The 14,934-nt window shown below is 71.4% G+C and carries 14 protein-coding genes and 1 pseudogene; 9 read left to right on the top strand and 6 right to left on the bottom strand.

Annotated features, from left to right (window positions below):
• Nucleotides 1-21: 21 nt before the first annotated feature.
• Both ACPXCS_RS23690 and ACPXCS_RS23685 read right to left on the bottom strand, forming a co-directional pair.
• Nucleotides 22-726: a glycerophosphodiester phosphodiesterase gene (locus ACPXCS_RS23690; RefSeq protein ID WP_425947819.1), complete on the bottom strand. Its 705-nt coding sequence runs from the start codon at nt 724-726 to the stop codon at nt 22-24.
• Nucleotides 723-1,784: an adenosine deaminase gene (locus tag ACPXCS_RS23685; protein ID WP_425947821.1), complete on the bottom strand. Its 1,062-nt coding sequence runs from the start codon at nt 1,782-1,784 to the stop codon at nt 723-725. The genes ACPXCS_RS23690 and ACPXCS_RS23685 overlap by 4 nt, the downstream gene beginning before the upstream one ends.
• Nucleotides 1,785-2,500: 716 nt before the next feature.
• Here ACPXCS_RS23685 and ACPXCS_RS23680 point away from each other — a divergent pair.
• Nucleotides 2,501-3,133: a DUF4190 domain-containing protein gene (locus ACPXCS_RS23680; protein WP_425947823.1), complete on the top strand. Its 633-nt coding sequence runs from the start codon at nt 2,501-2,503 to the stop codon at nt 3,131-3,133.
• Between the two features lie 69 nt (nt 3,134-3,202).
• On the top strand, nt 3,203-3,667 hold the full coding sequence (locus ACPXCS_RS23675) for a DUF4190 domain-containing protein (RefSeq protein ID WP_425947824.1): 465 nt from the start codon (nt 3,203-3,205) through the stop codon (nt 3,665-3,667).
• Nucleotides 3,668-3,718: 51 nt separating this feature from the next.
• Here ACPXCS_RS23675 and ACPXCS_RS23670 read toward each other — a convergent pair whose 3' ends face one another.
• The gene (locus tag ACPXCS_RS23670; RefSeq protein ID WP_425947825.1) at nt 3,719-4,294 is read right to left on the bottom strand and encodes an NADAR family protein; all 576 of its coding nucleotides are present in this window, start codon (nt 4,292-4,294) and stop codon (nt 3,719-3,721) included.
• 200 nt (nt 4,295-4,494) lie between these two features.
• Here ACPXCS_RS23670 and ACPXCS_RS23665 point away from each other — a divergent pair, with 200 nt between their 5' ends.
• From ACPXCS_RS23665 to ACPXCS_RS23635, 7 genes are all read left to right on the top strand, one after another.
• Nucleotides 4,495-6,030 carry a gamma-aminobutyraldehyde dehydrogenase gene (locus ACPXCS_RS23665; RefSeq protein WP_425947826.1) on the top strand — a complete coding sequence of 512 codons (1,536 nt, stop codon included), beginning with the start codon at nt 4,495-4,497 and terminating at the stop codon, nt 6,028-6,030.
• Nucleotides 6,031-6,086: 56 nt separating this feature from the next.
• Complete coding sequence (locus ACPXCS_RS23660; RefSeq protein ID WP_425947828.1) at nt 6,087-7,334, top strand: polyamine ABC transporter substrate-binding protein; 1,248 nt, start codon at nt 6,087-6,089, stop codon at nt 7,332-7,334.
• A gap of 5 nt (nt 7,335-7,339) precedes the next feature.
• Entirely contained in the window at nt 7,340-8,485 is a 1,146-nt protein-coding gene (locus ACPXCS_RS23655) for an ABC transporter ATP-binding protein (RefSeq protein WP_425947830.1), read from the top strand.
• Nucleotides 8,485-9,414, top strand: a complete 930-nt coding sequence (locus ACPXCS_RS23650) for an ABC transporter permease (RefSeq protein ID WP_425947831.1) — start codon at nt 8,485-8,487, stop codon at nt 9,412-9,414. The genes ACPXCS_RS23655 and ACPXCS_RS23650 overlap by 1 nt, the downstream gene beginning before the upstream one ends.
• A complete protein-coding gene (locus ACPXCS_RS23645; RefSeq protein WP_425947833.1) occupies nt 9,415-10,215 on the top strand; it encodes an ABC transporter permease in 801 nt (266 codons plus the stop codon). It begins immediately after the preceding gene.
• An 18-nt stretch (nt 10,216-10,233) separates the two neighbouring features.
• A complete protein-coding gene (locus ACPXCS_RS23640) occupies nt 10,234-11,652 on the top strand; it encodes an NAD(P)/FAD-dependent oxidoreductase (protein ID WP_425947835.1) in 1,419 nt (472 codons plus the stop codon).
• Nucleotides 11,653-11,837: 185 nt separating this feature from the next.
• Nucleotides 11,838-12,293, top strand: coding sequence for a hypothetical protein (locus tag ACPXCS_RS23635; protein WP_425947837.1), 456 nt, complete (start codon nt 11,838-11,840; stop codon nt 12,291-12,293).
• A 3-nt stretch (nt 12,294-12,296) separates the two neighbouring features.
• Here the strand turns inward: ACPXCS_RS23635 and ACPXCS_RS23630 are convergent, their stop codons facing one another.
• The 3 genes and pseudogenes from ACPXCS_RS23630 to gabT all read right to left on the bottom strand — a co-directional run bounded on the left by ACPXCS_RS23630 (nt 12,297) and on the right by gabT (nt 14,778).
• On the bottom strand, nt 12,297-12,950 hold the full coding sequence (locus ACPXCS_RS23630) for a phosphatase PAP2 family protein (RefSeq protein WP_425947923.1): 654 nt from the start codon (nt 12,948-12,950) through the stop codon (nt 12,297-12,299).
• A gap of 105 nt (nt 12,951-13,055) precedes the next feature.
• A pseudogene (locus tag ACPXCS_RS23625) lies at nt 13,056-13,280 on the bottom strand (phosphatase PAP2 family protein); the annotation flags it as partial.
• Nucleotides 13,281-13,443: 163 nt separating this feature from the next.
• Nucleotides 13,444-14,778 carry a 4-aminobutyrate--2-oxoglutarate transaminase gene (gabT, locus tag ACPXCS_RS23620; protein WP_425947838.1) on the bottom strand — a complete coding sequence of 445 codons (1,335 nt, stop codon included), beginning with the start codon at nt 14,776-14,778 and terminating at the stop codon, nt 13,444-13,446.
• Nucleotides 14,779-14,934: the final 156 nt, after the last annotated feature.

The following is a 14,934-nucleotide window of genomic DNA, read 5'->3' as shown; positions in this document are numbered from 1 at the left end:
TGCGGCCCGCCCCCTGCGGCGCTACCGCGCCGGCGCCACCGCACGGTCGAGGACGGCGCGCAGGACGTCCACGCGGTTGGTGGTGATCGAGTCCACCCCTGCCCGCAGCAGGCGCCGCATGGAGCGGCGCGTGTCGGGCGTCCAGACGGACAGCAGGCAGCCGTCGCGGTGGACGCGTTCGGCGAGGGTGCGGTCGACCAGCGGGAACCGGTAGTTGAGCCAGCGCGGGCGGATCGCCTCCAGCAGGACGGGCCGCGGCGGGGCCAGGGTCGTCCAGGTGAGGGCGATCTCGGCGGCCGGGTCCGCCGCGCGCACGGCGAGCATGGCGTCGGCGCCCGCGCAGTAGTAGACGCGGTCCGCCGCACCGGCCTCCGTCACGGCGTCCATGATCCGGCGCACCGCCCGCACGTCCGGCGAGCCGGGCAGGTCGATCATCATGCGGTGCCCGTCGGTCGCGGCCAGTGCCGCCGTGAGCGTCGGCACCCCGCCGCCGGTCAGCCCACGCACCTCCTCCCAGGACAGCGCGAGCACCGGCCGCTCGTGCTCCCAGAGCCGCCTGAGCGTCGCGTCGTGCAGCAGCACCGGCACACCGTCCCGGGTCAGCCGTACGTCGACCTCCACCGCGTCCGCGCCCCGGCGCAGCGCGGAGCGCAGTGAGGCGACGGTGTTCTCGCGGACGCGGTACGGGTCGCCCCGGTGGGCCACGGCGAGCGGGGTGTGCGTCACCGGGAGAGCCACTGCGCGGTGTACGCGTCGATCTCGTCCGTGATCCTGGCCTTGCCGGGCGCGTCCAGGAAGGACGCCTCGACCGCGTTCTTCGCCAGCGCGGCCACGCCGTGCTCGTCGAGGCCCAGCAGCCGGGCGGCGACCGCGTACTCGTTCTCCAGGTCGGTGCCGAACATCGGCGGGTCGTCGGAGTTGATCGTGACGACCACCCCGGCCCGCACGAACTCCCTGATCGGGTGCTCGTCGAGGGTGCGGACCGCGCGCGTGGCGATGTTCGAGGTCGGGCAGACCTCCAGCGCGATGCGGTGCTCGGCGAGGTGCGCGAGCAGCTTCGGGTCCTGCGCGGAGCTGGTGCCGTGCCCGATGCGCTCGGCCCGCAGATGCGTCAGCGCGTCCCACACCGTCTCCGGGCCGGTGGTCTCTCCGGCGTGCGGCACCGAGTGCAGCCCGGCCGCGATCGCACGGTCGAAGTAGGGCTTGAACTGCGGCCGGGGCACTCCGACCTCCGGGCCGCCGAGCCCGAAGGAGACCAGGCCCTCCGGGCGCAGCCGGTCGTCGGTCGCGAGCCGGGTCGTCTCCTCGGCGGCCTCCAGACCCGCCTCGCCGGGGATGTCGAAGCACCAGCGCAGCAGGGCCCCGAACTCCGCCTCGGCGGCCTTGCGGGCGTCCTCGATCGCGTCCATGAAGGCCCGCTCGTCGATGCCGCGCCGGGTGGACGAGAACGGCGTGATGGTGAGCTCGGCGTACCGCACCTGCTGCCGGGCCAGTTCCCGGGCCACCTCGTAGGTCAGCAGCCGGACGTCCTCCGGGGTGCGGATCAGGTCGACGACCGACAGGTACACCTCGATGAAGTGCGCGAAGTCGGTGAAGGTGAAGTAGTCGGCCAGGGCCTCGGGGTCGGTCGGGACCTTGGAGTCCGGGTGCCGGGCGGCCAGTTCGGAGACGATCCGGGGGGAGGCGGAGCCCACGTGGTGCACGTGCAGTTCGGCCTTGGGCAGTCCGGCGATGAACGCCTTCAGATCGCGCGGGGCCTGGGGGTCGACGAGATGCTCGGTCAAGGGTTCCTCCCCGGAACGGCGCCGGGCCGGCACGGAGGCGGGCGGGCGCGGGTGATCGGCTGATCGATGACTCGGGATTCATCCTAGGCGGGGGAGCGGCGCACAGACGGGCACGGGGCCGCGACGGCCTCCGGCTCCGACGTGGGGTGCGGCAACTTCCGCGGTGGCGCGGCGGCCCCTGCCGAGGCGGGGCGGCCCGTGCCGTGGGGCGAGACGTCTCCTGTCCTGGGGCGTGATGCCTCCTGCCCTTGGTGCGGCGACCCCTGCTGTGGCTCGGTGCCCCCTGCCGAGGCGCGATGCCCCCTGCCCCGGGGCGAGATGGCCCCTGTTCCTGGGGGGTGATGCCTCCTGCCCTTGGTGCGGTGCCCCCTGCTGTGGCGCGGCGATCCCTGCCGAGGCGCGGCGGCCCGTGCCGTGGGGCGAGATGCCCCCTGTCCTGGGGCGTGATGCCTCCTGCCCTTGGAGTGCGGCGATCCCTGCTGTGGCGGCGCGGCCCGTGCCGTGGGGCGAGATGTCTCCTGCCGTGGGGTGCGGCACTCCTGCCCGGTGGCGCGGCAACTCCCGCCCGGCGGCGGGGCCATCCGGCGCGGCCACCCCCGGCGCGGTGCCCGTCGACCCCGCCGCACGGCCGTGCGGATCCCCCCGTACCCGCCCTGTGGTCCGTGCCGGACGGCCCCGTAGCATGGCGACACGATCGACCCAGGGGGGATGCACAGATGACGGACCCGACGCAGCCCGGTCCGGGCGGCGGCCACGACCCGTGGGCGCCCCCGGACAACAAGCCGTCGCTCGACAAGGGCCAGCCGCCCACCCAGGGGCCGCCCTCCGTGCACGACCAGGCCACGGTCACCTCGATGCCCAGCGCGGCCGGTTTCACCCCGCCCGCCGGTACGCCCTCGTACGACACCTCCGGCACCGTTGCGGTCCCGCCCCCGCCCGTCGCCCCGGGCGGCCCCGGCAGCTACGGGTACCCCGGCTATCCCCAGTCCGGCTACGGCTGGCCCGGGATGCCGATGGCCCCGCAGAACGGCATGGGCATCGCCGCGATGGTGCTCGGGATCGTCTCCTGCACGCTCTTCTGCCTGTACGGCGTGGTCTCCCTGGTCACCGGCATCCTCGCCGTCGTCTTCGGCATCAAGGGCCGCAAGCGCGCCGAGGCCGGGGTGGCCACCAACCACGGCCAGGCCCAGGCGGGTCTGATCATGGGCATCATCGGGATCATCCTCGGCATCACCGTGATCGTCCTGATCGCGGTCGGCATCACGGCCGCCATCAACAGCGACGAGTACGACGACGACCCGTACTACGGCGCCCTGCGCCCGGCCGCCACCGCACCCGCCCCGCGCTGAAACTTCCGTACTCCCCGGCCGACTTGGCCACTACGATTCCCTGGTCTGACAACGGAGGGGAGCTCGTCCATGTCCAACACCAATCCCACGCCCGGTGGCTTCGGCCCGCCGTCCCAGCCTCCGCAGCAGCCGGCCCCCGGCTACGGCTACCCGCAGCAGTCCGGCCCGGGCTACGGCTACCCGCAGGGCGGCCCCGGCTACCCGGCCGCACCGCCCGTGGGCTACCCGCAGGGCCCCGGCTACGGGATGCCCGCGCAGCCGAGCAACGGCATGGGAACCACGGGACTGGTGCTGGGCATCATCGGCGTGGTGTGCAGCGTGACCTTCCTGCTGTGGTTCTTCGGCGTGATCCTCGGCATCCTGGCGATCATCTTCGGCGCCGTCGGACGGGGCAAGGCCACCCGGGGCGAGGCCACCAACAAGGGCGCGGCGACCGCCGGCCTGGTCTGCGGCATCATCGCCACCGTGATCCTGCCGCTGCTGGGCTTCCTGCTGTTCGCCAGCATCATGGGCGGACTCGGCGCGGCGTCCTGAGCCAAGCCGCGAGAGCTCGACCGAGGGGCCGGTCCCAGACCGGCCCCTCACTCATACCTCCGCCGCCCGCAGCCGCTCCCGCGCCGCCATCAGCGCGAAGCCCAGCAGATTCGGCCCGCGCCACCGCTCCGGGTCCGTCGCCGCCTCGTCCTCCGCGGCCAGCCCGATGCCCCACACCCGGTCCACGGGGCTCGCCTCCACCAGGACACGGTCGCCCGTGCCCAGCAGGAAGCCCGCGAGCTCCGGATGCGCCCCGAACTTGTGGACGCTGCCCTCGACGACGATCCGGAACCGCTCCCGGGCCCATATCGCCTCGTCGAAGCCGCGCACCAGCCGCCCGGCCTTCTTCGCCCCGGCGGGATGCCCCGCGGCCAGCACGGCGCGCTCGGCCGCCGCGTCCTCGAAGAGCCTGGCCTTGGCGGCCATCATCCAGTGCTCGGCCGTCGCGTACTCCACGCCGTCCACCGTGAACGGCGACGGCCACCACTGGCTCAGGCAGCTGGGCCCGATCCGGCCGTCGGGCCGCGGCCGGTGCCCCCAGAAGTGCAGATACCTGACCCTGGCCCCCGCGCGGACCGCCCTGATCAGAGCCTCCCGCGAGTCGGCCGCCCCCGTGATCCTCTCCATGCACGCGAGTCTGGCACGCACCACTGACACAGCGTCCCGCCTTTTCCTGGCGGACTCGACACCTGGTCGACAGATTCCGTCGCGTAACCAAAAATCAACAACGGAATCACTTGTTGGAGTCCCGTACCTCTGTCAGGATCGGCACTCAAATCGAGCCTGAGCCACGCCGGCCCCGTTGTGGGGACACGGAGGAGAGCGACATGCACAACCCGGGCAACGCCACCCCGGACCGATTCCCGGCCGAGGAGCGCTTCCAGGACGGCGCGCAGTACATCGCGGGCCGCCTGACCAGGGGCACCTCCGGCCGTACGCACGCGGTCGTCGACCCGGCCTCGGGTGAGGAGGTGCTGCGCTACGAGCTGGCGGGCACGGCCGACGTCGACCGGGCCGTCGCCGCCGCCCGCGAGGCCTTCCCGGGCTGGGCCGGAGCCACCCCCGGCGAGCGGTCCGACGCCCTGCACCGGTTCGCCGCGGTCCTGGCCGACCGGGCCGAGGACTTCGCCCGCGCCGAGTCGCTCCAGTGCGGCAAGCCGCTGAAGCTGACCCGCGAGTTCGACGTCCCCGGCACCATCGACAACACGGCCTTCTTCGCCGGTGCCGCACGCCATCTGCAGGGGCAGTCCGCCGGTGAGTACTCGGGCGACCACACCTCGTACGTGCGGCGCGAGCCCATCGGGGTCGTCGGGTCGATCGCGCCCTGGAACTACCCGCTGCAGATGGCCGCGTGGAAGATCCTCCCGGCGATCGCCGCGGGCAACACCATCGTCCTGAAGCCGGCCGAGCTCACTCCGCTGACCTCGTTGCTCTTCGCGCAGGCGGCGACCGAAGCGGGCATCCCCGACGGCGTGATCAACATCGTCACCGGCACCGGCAGGGAGGCCGGAGAGCACCTCGTCGGCCACCCCGACGTGGCCATGACCTCCTTCACCGGCTCCACCGCCGTCGGCAAGCGGGTCGCCGAGGTGGCCACCGCCACCGTCAAGCGCCTCCATCTGGAGCTCGGCGGCAAGGCCCCCTTCGTGGTCTTCGACGACGCCGACCCGGAGGCCGCCGCCCACGGCGCGGTGGCGGGCGCGCTCATCAACACCGGGCAGGACTGCACGGCCGCCACGCGCGCGTACGTGCAGCGGCCGCTGTACGAGCAGTTCGTGGCGCGGACCGCGGCCCTGATGGAGACCGTCCGGCTCGGCGACCCCTTCGCCGCCGGGACCGACCTGGGACCGCTGATCTCGCACGTCCAGCGCGACCGGGTCGCCGGCTTCGTCGACCGGGCGCGGGCCTACGCGCGCGTGGTGACCGGCGGCGAGGCACCCGGGGGCGAGCTCGCCAAGGGCGCCTACTACCGTCCCACCCTGATCGCCGACGCGGCCCAGGACAGCGAGGTCGTCCAGTCGGAGATCTTCGGGCCGGTCCTGGTCGTGCTGCCGTTCGACACCGACGACGAGGGCATCGCGCTCGCCAACGACACCCCCTACGGGCTGGCCGCCTCGGCCTGGAGCCGGGACGTCTACCGGGCCAACCGGGCCACGCGCGAGATCAAGGCGGGCTGCGTGTGGGTCAACGACCACATCCCGATCATCAGCGAGATGCCGCACGGCGGCTACAAGTCCTCCGGCTACGGCAAGGACATGTCCGCATACTCGTTCGAGGAGTACACCCAGATCAAGCACGTCATGTTCGACAACACCGCGGTGGCAGCGAAGGACTGGCACCGCACCGTGTTCGGGGACCGATAGCCGTTCGCAGGCCGCCTGACCAACGGCCGTCCACCCTCCGAAAGGGCACCACGCGCATGGAGCAGTACGAGCCCGACCGCCTGTCCCCGGCCCGAGCGGCCGCCATGCGGCGCAGTCTCACCAACGGCAGGGCCGCCCTCACCCGGCGGTCGCTGCTGCGCGCCTCCACGGGCGGCGCGCTGGCGATCGGCGGGCTGGGGACGCTGAGCGCCTGCGGCATCCCGGCGGCCGGTCAGTCGCAGGGCGGCGTCCCGGCCGAGGACCGCTCGGCCAAGGAGAAGACCGTCAACTTCTCCAACTGGACCGAGTACATGGACGTCGACGACAGCGGCAAGCACCACCCGACGCTGGAGCAGTTCACGAAGCGCACCGGCGTCAAGGTCAAGTACACCGAGGACATCAACGACAACAACGAGTTCTTCGGCAAGATCAAGCCGCAGCTCGCCGCGGGCCAGGACACCGGCCGCGACCTGATCGTCCTCACCGACTGGCTGGCCGCCCGCCTCATCCGCCTGGGCTGGGCGCAGAAGCTCGACCCGAGCAACCTGCCGCACGCCTACGCCAACCTGTCGGCCCAGTTCCGCACCCCCGACTGGGACCCGGGCCGCGCCTACTCGTACGTCTGGCAGGGCATCTCGACGGTCATCGCGTACAACAAGAAGGCCCTCGACGGCGTCGAGGTGAGGTCGGTCTCCGACCTGCTCGACAACCCGAAGCTCAAGGGACGCGTCGGCTTCCTGTCGGAGATGCGCGACAGCGTCGGCATGACGCTGCTCGACATGGGCAAGAACCCGGCCGACTTCACCGCCGACGACTACGACGCGGCCATCGCCCGCCTGCAGAAGGCCGTCGACAAGGGCCAGATCCGCCGCTTCACGGGCAACGACTACACCTCGGACCTGACCAGCGGCGACTTCGCGGCCTGTGTCGCCTGGGCCGGTGACGTCGTCCAGCTCAAGGCGGACAGCCCCGACATCGACTTCCTCATCCCGGACAGCGGCTACATGACGTCCACGGACAACCTGCTGATCCCCAACAAGGCCCGGCACAAGACGAACGCCGAGCGGCTCATCGACTTCTACTACGAGCCGAAGCCGGCCGCCGAACTGGCCGCGTACATCAACTACGTGTGTCCCGTCGACGGCGTCAAGGCCGAACTGGCGAAGATCGACGAGGACGCGGCCAACAACCCGCTGATCATCCCGGACAAGGCCATGGCGGCCAAGTCGCACGCCTTCCGCTCGCTGAGCTCGAAGGAAGAGACCGAGTTCGAAGAGAAGTTCGCGAAGCTGACGGGGGCGTGACCACCATGACGAACACGACGGACCCGGGCGGCGACGTCCGCCTGACGGGCATCGCCAAGACCTACGGCGCCTTCACCGCCGTCCACCCGCTCGACCTGACCGTCCCGCAGGGCTCCTTCTTCGCCCTGCTCGGCGCCTCAGGCTGCGGCAAGACCACCACCCTGCGCATGATCGCCGGCCTGGAGGAGCCCTCCGCCGGCACGGTCTTCCTGGGCGACCAGGACGTCACGGCGCTGCCGCCGTACAAGCGCCCGGTGAACACGGTCTTCCAGTCCTACGCCCTCTTCCCGCACCTCGACATCTTCGAGAACGTCGCCTTCGGCCTGCGCCGGCGCGGCCTGAAGTCGGTGAAGAAGCAGGTCGAGGAGATGCTGGAGCTGGTCCAGCTCGGCGAGCAGGCCCGCAAGAAGCCGCACCAGCTCTCCGGCGGCCAGCAGCAGCGCGTCGCCGTGGCCCGCGCGCTGATCAACCACCCCAAGGTGCTCCTGCTCGACGAGCCGCTCGGCGCCCTCGACCTCAAGCTGCGCCGCCAGATGCAGCTGGAGCTCAAGCGCATCCAGACCGAGGTCGGCATCACCTTCATCCACGTCACGCACGACCAGGAGGAGGCCATGACCATGGCCGACACGGTCGCCGTGATGAACGCGGGCCGCGTCGAGCAGCTCGGCTCGCCGGCCGACCTGTACGAGAACCCGCGCACCACGTTCGTCGCCAACTTCCTCGGCACCTCGAACTTCATCGAGGCCGAGGTGGACTCCCGAAGCGGCGAGGAGATCGTGCTGAAGGCGGGCGGCGGCAAGCTCGTCCTGCCCGAGGCCCGCTGTTCGGCGCCCACGGCCACCGGCGGCAAGGTGCTGGTCGGCGTCCGCCCGGAGAAGATCTCCCTCACCCGCGCGGACGACGCCGGCGAGATCCCCGACGGCCGCAACCGCATCACCGGCCGGATCGCGGACTCCAGCTTCATCGGCGTCTCGACGCAGTACGTCGTCGACAGCCCGGTCTGCTCCGACTTCGAGGTCTACGCCCAGAACATCGACCGCGACCCGCGTCTGGTGCCCGGCACCGAGGTCGTCCTGCACTGGAACCCGGCCCACACCTTCGGCCTGGACGCCGCACAGGACGCCGAGGCCGGAGTGGAAGAGGCGGTCTGATGAGCACACTCACCGAGGCGCCACCACCGCTCGCACCCCAGGCGCCCCAGCCGAAGCCGCGCAGGCGCCGGGGCCGCTTCACGCCGTACTGGCTGCTGCTGCCCGGCATCCTGTGGCTGCTGGTGTTCTTCGCGCTGCCGATGATCTACCAGGCCTCCACGTCCGTGCAGACCGGCTCCCTGGAGACGGGCTACAAGGTCACCTGGCACTTCGCCACCTACTGGGACGCGCTGTCGGCGTACTGGCCGCAGTTCGTCCGCTCCGTGCTCTACGCCGGCACCGCCACGATCCTGTGCCTGCTGCTCGGCTACCCGCTCGCCTACCTGATCGCGTTCCGGGCGGGCCGCTGGCGGAACCTGATCATGATCCTGGTGATCGCGCCGTTCTTCACCAGCTTCCTGATCCGCACCCTGGCCTGGAAGACCATCCTCGCGGACGGCGGCCCGGTCGTCGGCGCGCTCAACACGCTGCACGTGCTGGACGTGACCAGCTGGCTGGGCCTGACCGCGGGCGACCGCGTGCTGGCCACCCCACTGGCGGTCATCTGCGGCCTGACCTACAACTTCCTGCCGTTCATGATCCTGCCGCTGTACACCTCGCTGGAGCGCATCGACGGCCGGCTCCACGAGGCCGCCGGGGACCTGTACGCCCGGCCCTGGACGACCTTCCGCAAGGTCACCTTCCCGCTGTCGATGCCGGGTGTCGTCTCCGGCACGCTGCTGACCTTCATCCCGGCGGCCGGTGACTACGTCAACGCCGACCTGCTCGGCTCGACCGACACCCGCATGGTCGGAAACGTCATCCAGACGCAGTTCCTGAGAGTGCTCGACTACCCGACGGCAGCGGCGCTCTCCTTCATCCTCATGGCGGCCATCCTCCTCATGGTCACCTTCTACATCCGCAGGTCCGGGACGGAGGATCTGGTCTAAATGCCCTTCGTCAACTGGCTCAAGAGACATCTCGTCGTCATCGCGGGACTTCTGACCCTCGCCTATCTGCTGCTGCCGAACATCATCGTGACGGTGTTCTCCTTCAACAAACCGAAGGGGCGCTTCAACTACGAGTGGCAGCAGTTCTCCCTGGACGCCTGGAAGGACCCCTGCGGGGTCTCTGACCTGTGCGGCTCGCTGTCGGTCAGTCTCCAGATCGCGTTCTGGGCGACCCTCGGCGCCACGCTGCTCGGCACGCTCATCGCGTTCGCCCTGGTCCGCTACCGGTTCCGCGCCCGCGGGGCCGTGAACTCGCTGATCTTCCTGCCGATGGCGATGCCCGAGGTCGTCATGGCCGCCTCACTGCTCACCCTGTTCCTCAACATGGGCGCGCAGCTGGGCTTCTGGACGATCCTCATCGCGCACATCATGTTCTGCCTGAGTTTCGTGGTCACGGCCGTGAAAGCCCGCGTGATGTCGATGGACCCGAAACTGGAGGAGGCGGCACGGGACCTGTACGCGGGCCCGTTCCAGACCTTCGTCCGGGTCACCCTGCCGATCGCGGCACCGGGTATCGCGGCGGGCGCGCTGCTCGCCTTCGCGCTCTCCTTCGACGATTTCATCATCACCAATTTCAACGCCGGCTCGACCGTCACGTTCCCCATGTTCGTCTGGGGTTCGGCACAGCGCGGAACGCCCGTCCAGATCAATGTCATCGGGACGGCCATGTTCGTCGTCGCCGTGCTGTTCGTCCTGATGTCCATGGTCATCGGAAATCGCCGCAACAGACAAAAGGCATAACCGTAGGGAGTTGAAATCATGGCCCCTGGCGCCATGAACCGGTGGACTCATTCGCTCTCCGACGCCCAGCCGGTCCCGTACTGGCTGGACGACCCCGGCCGGCCCCGCCCCGAACCCGCCCTCACCACCTCCGAGACCTGCGACCTGCTGGTCGTCGGCGGCGGTTACAGCGGACTGTGGACGGCGCTGATCGCCAAGGAGCGCGACCCGCAGCGGGACGTGGTGCTGGTGGAGGGCCGCGAGGTGGGCTGGGCCGCCTCCGGCCGTAACGGCGGGTTCTGCGCCGCCTCCCTCACCCACGGCCTGCCCAACGGGCTCACCCGCTGGCCCGACGAGATCCACACGCTCCAGGAGCTGGGCGCCCGCAACCTCGACGCGATCGAGGCGGCGGTCGCCCGGCACTCCATCGACTGCGACTTCGGACGCACCGGTGAGATCGACGTCGCCACCGAGCCCTACCAGGCGCGGGAACTGCGCGAGTGGCACGAGGAGACCTCCCGCCGGGGCCTCGCCGAGGGCGTCGAGTACCTGGACGCCGACGCCGTACGCGAGCAGGTGGACTCACCCACCTTCCAGGCGGGCCTGTGGGACCGCAGGGGCGTCGCCATGCTGAACCCGGCGAAGCTCGCCTGGGGCCTGAAGCGGGCCTGTGCCGACCTGGGCGTGCGCGTGTACGAGCACACGCCGGCCCTCACACTGAAGCCGTACGGCGCGGGCATGGCCGTGCGCACCCCCTACGGCCGGATCCGCGCCCGCCGCGTCGCCCTCGGCACCAACATCTTCCCGAACCTGGTCCGGCGGGTCCGCTCCTACACCGTCCCCGTCTACGACTACGCCCTGATGACCGAGCCGCTCACCGCCGACCAGCTGGCGTCGATCGGCTGGAAGAACCGCCAGGGCCTCGGCGACAGCGCCAACCAGTTCCATTATTTCCGGCTGTCCGCCGACCACCGGATCCTGTGGGGCGGCTACGACGCGGTCTATCCCTATGGCGGACGGGTCCGCGCCGAGTACGACGACCGCCCCGAGACCTACGCCAAACTCGCCGGGCACTTCTTCACCTGCTTCCCGCAGCTGGAAGGCGTCCGCTTCTCGCACGCCTGGGGCGGCGCCATCGACACCTGCTCCCGCTTCTCGGCGTTCTTCGGCACCGCCCACCAGGGCAAGGTGGCCTACGCGGCCGGGTACACGGGGCTCGGCGTCGGGGCCACCCGGTTCGGCGCCGAGGTGATGCTGGACCTGCTGGCCGGGGAGCGCACCGAGCGGACCGAGCTGGAGATGGTCCGCAGGAAGCCGCTGCCGTTCCCGCCGGAGCCGTTCGCCTGGACGGGCATCGCCCTCACCAAGTGGTCCCTGGCCCGCGCGGACGCGCAGGGCGGCCGCCGCAACCTGTGGCTGCGGACGATGGACCGGCTGGGGCTGGGCTTCGACAGCTGAACGCGCCGGACCGGCCGAGCGAGCCGGTCGAGCCGCACCTGCGGGTGTGATCCGGTTCACTCCAACGAGAGCCCACAACCCGCGTAATGACCCCGGGCATTCCCCCTTCTCCCTCGTGACGCCCTCGGGACGCGCCACGCGTCCGCGAGAGCCACGAGCTTCACGGAGAGAAGGGGGTCTTCCTCATGACAGGGGCCAAGACGGCGGTCGAGTGGCTCGCATCCGTCGCACCCGATCCCGAGGCCTGCCGCTGGGAGTGGGAGCGCAACCCGCTCGGGGTCGCGCTGCTGCCGGCCGGCAGCGCCTGGGACGTGCTCATCCTGCCCGGTGCGCTCGGCTACGCCACGCTCGACGTGCTGAGCCGGGTCCTCGACCAGCCGGGCCCCGTGCTCGTCGACTTCGGCGACGCGCGCATGGGGTTCTTCGTGCCGCCCGGCACCGCGGCCCGCTGGCTCGGCACGGGCATCCGCACGGCGGGCGCCGGCACCTGGATCGTCGTGCCGTACCCGGGGCGTTCCTCACCCGGCGGCGTCCGCTGGCTGGTCCCGCCGGACGGCTCCGGGCTGCTCACGGACCCCGCGCTGCTGGAACTGGCCATGCACGAGGCGGCGGCGGGGCTGGCGACGGAGCACGGTGACTAGGCCCTACCCGGCGGGCGGCCCGGACGGCGCCGTCCGCCGCAGGAACAGCCACAGCGCCGCCAGCAGCACCGCGCACAGACACCAGCTGCCCAGTACGTCCAGGGGCCAGTGGTAGCCGCGGCGGACCAGGCCGTAGCTCACGCCGAGCACGAGGACACAGCAGACGGCGACCAGGACGCGGCGGGCCAGGACGGTGCGCAGGTGGGGGAGGAGCAGCAGGGCGGCACCGCCGTAGGCGACGGCGGCCGTGGCGGTGTGACCGGAGGGGTAGTAGCCGGTGCCCGCGGACACGACCGGGGGCCCCGGGCGGTCGGTGAGCTCCTTCAGCGGGACGACCAGCGCCGGGACCAGCACCATGAGCAGGGCGGCGGCGGCCACCGGCGGCCAGCGGCGGCCGCGCAGGGCGACGTACCCGAGGGCGACGGCCAGCACCGGGACCGCGACCGCGACGTTGCCCAGGTCGGACAGCAGCTCGGAGAAGCGGTCGGGGTTCAGCAGCACCCGGCTCAGCCGCGCGTCGAGCCCCAGCAGCGGGCCGTCGGCGACGACCTGCCAGGTGATCAGCGCGAAGAGCAGGGCGGGAAGGCCGAGCAGCGGGACCAGGGCGCCGGGGTGCTCGCGGGAGGGGGCCTGTGCCTGATGCGCGGAGATCGGCATGGAACACAGCTTGACACGAGCCCGGACGTCCGCGGACGCACCCTGTCCGTGCCGGATGCGACACTGCGCGGCATGCCGGCACCGCGCCTCGGGTGGCTGAGGGAAGAGGGAGGTCGGCCGCCCCGGAACAGGGGGGGTGGTTCCGAGGCGGCCGTCCGGATCGGGGCGTCGCGCGCCCCGGGGGGTTTGGGGCGGGCGACTGTCCGATCGGTGAGGAGATCCAGAGCCTCAGGCTCCGGTTGTGTGCGCGAGGGCACGACCAGGTCGAAGCTGGGGAGGCCCCGGCCTGTTGTCACCCACAGTCCCCTGTGGGCGGGGTGTATCTCTCATCTGGGTAGAACCTACGACAGGGGCAGGGCTCAGGACAGGCCGTAGGGCGCCCTGTCATCCACCCCGCACACCTTCTTCACACGCTCTGCCGCTCGCCGCCCCGGTAGCGGAACCGGGGCGGCTCACCTGCCCCGACGGGGGCTCAGATGCGCGCGGTGGAGGGTCAGATGCGGGCGAAGGCCTGCTCGATGATGTCGAGGCCCTCGTTCAGCAGGTCGTCGCCGATCACCAGCGGCGGCAGGAAGCGGAGCACGTTGCCGTAGGTGCCACAGGTCAGGACCAGCAGGCCCTCCTGGTGGCAGGCCTTGGCCAGCGCGGCGGTCGCCTCCGGGTTCGGCTCCTTGGTGGCGCGGTCCTTGACGAGCTCGATGGCGATCATCGCGCCACGGCCGCGGACGTCGCCGATGATGTCGAACTTCTCCTGCATGGCCGAAAGGCGCGCCTTCATCAGGGCCTCGATGTTCTTGGCCCTGGCGTTGAGGTCGAGCTCCTTCATGGTCTCGATCGCGCCCAGCGCGCCCGCGCAGGCGACGGGGTTGCCGCCGTACGTACCGCCCAGACCGCCCGCGTGCGCGGCGTCCATGATCTCGGCACGCCCGGTCACGGCCGCGAGCGGCAGACCGCCGGCGATGCCCTTGGCGGTCGTGATCAGGTCCGGGACGATGCCCTCGTCCTCGCAGGCGAACCACTGGCCGGTACGGCAGAAGCCGGACTGGATCTCGTCGGCGACGAAGACGATGCCGTGGTCGGAGGCGAACTTGCGGACGGCCGGCAGGAAGCCCTTGGCCGGCTCGATGAAGCCGCCCTCGCCGAGCACCGGCTCGATGATGATCGCGGCGACGTTCTCGGCACCGACCTGCTTGCTGATCTGGTCGATCGCCTGGGCGGCGGCCTCGGGGCCGGCGTTCTCGGGGCCGGTGGGCCAGCGGTAGCCGTACGCCACGGGCACCCGGTACACCTCGGGCGCGAACGGCCCGAAGCCGTGCTTGTACGGCATGTTCTTCGCGGTGAGCGCCATCGTCAGGTTGGTGCGCCCGTGGTACCCGTGGTCGAACACGACGACGGCCTGCCGCTTGGTGTACGCCCGGGCGATCTTCACGGCGTTCTCGACGGCCTCGGCGCCGGAGTTGAACAGCGCGCTCTTCTTCGCGTGGTCACCCGGGGTCAGCTCGGCGAGCGCCTCGGCGACCTCGACGTAGCCCTCGTAGGGCGTGACCATGAAACAGGTGTGGGTGAAGTCGGCGAGCTGCGCCGACGCCCGGCGTACGACGGCCTCGGCGGAGGCGCCCACGGACGTCACGGCGATGCCCGACCCGAAGTCGATCAGCCGGTTCCCGTCGACGTCCTCGATGATGCCGCCGCCCGCGCGCGCGGTGAAGACCGGCAGCACGGAGCCCACGCCCTGCGCGACCGCGGCGGTGCGGCGGGCCTGCAGCTCCTGCGACTTCGGGCCGGGGATGGCGGTGACGACACGACGCTCCTGCGGCAGTGCGCTCATGCGGGGCTCCTGGGGGTGGTGCGGACGGGCCTGTACAGACACTGTGACTTCTTTTCCCGCAGGCTAGGGCGGGGGGAGGGGAGTGGGCATGCTCCATGTGGGCGTTGTCGGCGGAGCGGCTTGTCCGGGGTGGACATGGCAGTATCGGCCACCTGT

The organism is Streptomyces sp. DT190, from assembly GCF_049846985.1.
In the GTDB taxonomy this organism is placed as follows: domain Bacteria; phylum Actinomycetota; class Actinomycetes; order Streptomycetales; family Streptomycetaceae; genus Streptomyces.
This window is presented reverse-complemented; position numbering and strand designations above follow the sequence as displayed.

Excerpts from the sequence above, each read along its gene's own strand:
- ACPXCS_RS23630 (WP_425947923.1), bottom strand. The coding sequence starts at position 12,950 with ATGCCGATCTCCGCGCATCAGGCACAGGCCCCCTCCCGCGAGCACCCC.
- ACPXCS_RS23635 (WP_425947837.1), top strand. The coding sequence starts at position 11,838 with ATGACAGGGGCCAAGACGGCGGTCGAGTGGCTCGCATCCGTCGCACCC.
- ACPXCS_RS23665 (WP_425947826.1), top strand. The coding sequence starts at position 4,495 with ATGCACAACCCGGGCAACGCCACCCCGGACCGATTCCCGGCCGAGGAG.
- ACPXCS_RS23680 (WP_425947823.1), top strand. The coding sequence starts at position 2,501 with ATGACGGACCCGACGCAGCCCGGTCCGGGCGGCGGCCACGACCCGTGG.
- ACPXCS_RS23645 (WP_425947833.1), top strand. The coding sequence starts at position 9,415 with ATGCCCTTCGTCAACTGGCTCAAGAGACATCTCGTCGTCATCGCGGGA.
- ACPXCS_RS23660 (WP_425947828.1), top strand. The coding sequence starts at position 6,087 with ATGGAGCAGTACGAGCCCGACCGCCTGTCCCCGGCCCGAGCGGCCGCC.
- ACPXCS_RS23675 (WP_425947824.1), top strand. The coding sequence starts at position 3,203 with ATGTCCAACACCAATCCCACGCCCGGTGGCTTCGGCCCGCCGTCCCAG.
- ACPXCS_RS23670 (WP_425947825.1), bottom strand. The coding sequence starts at position 4,294 with ATGGAGAGGATCACGGGGGCGGCCGACTCGCGGGAGGCTCTGATCAGG.
- ACPXCS_RS23640 (WP_425947835.1), top strand. The coding sequence starts at position 10,234 with ATGGCCCCTGGCGCCATGAACCGGTGGACTCATTCGCTCTCCGACGCC.
- ACPXCS_RS23655 (WP_425947830.1), top strand. The coding sequence starts at position 7,340 with ATGACGAACACGACGGACCCGGGCGGCGACGTCCGCCTGACGGGCATC.
- ACPXCS_RS23650 (WP_425947831.1), top strand. The coding sequence starts at position 8,485 with ATGAGCACACTCACCGAGGCGCCACCACCGCTCGCACCCCAGGCGCCC.
- gabT (WP_425947838.1), bottom strand. The coding sequence starts at position 14,778 with ATGAGCGCACTGCCGCAGGAGCGTCGTGTCGTCACCGCCATCCCCGGC.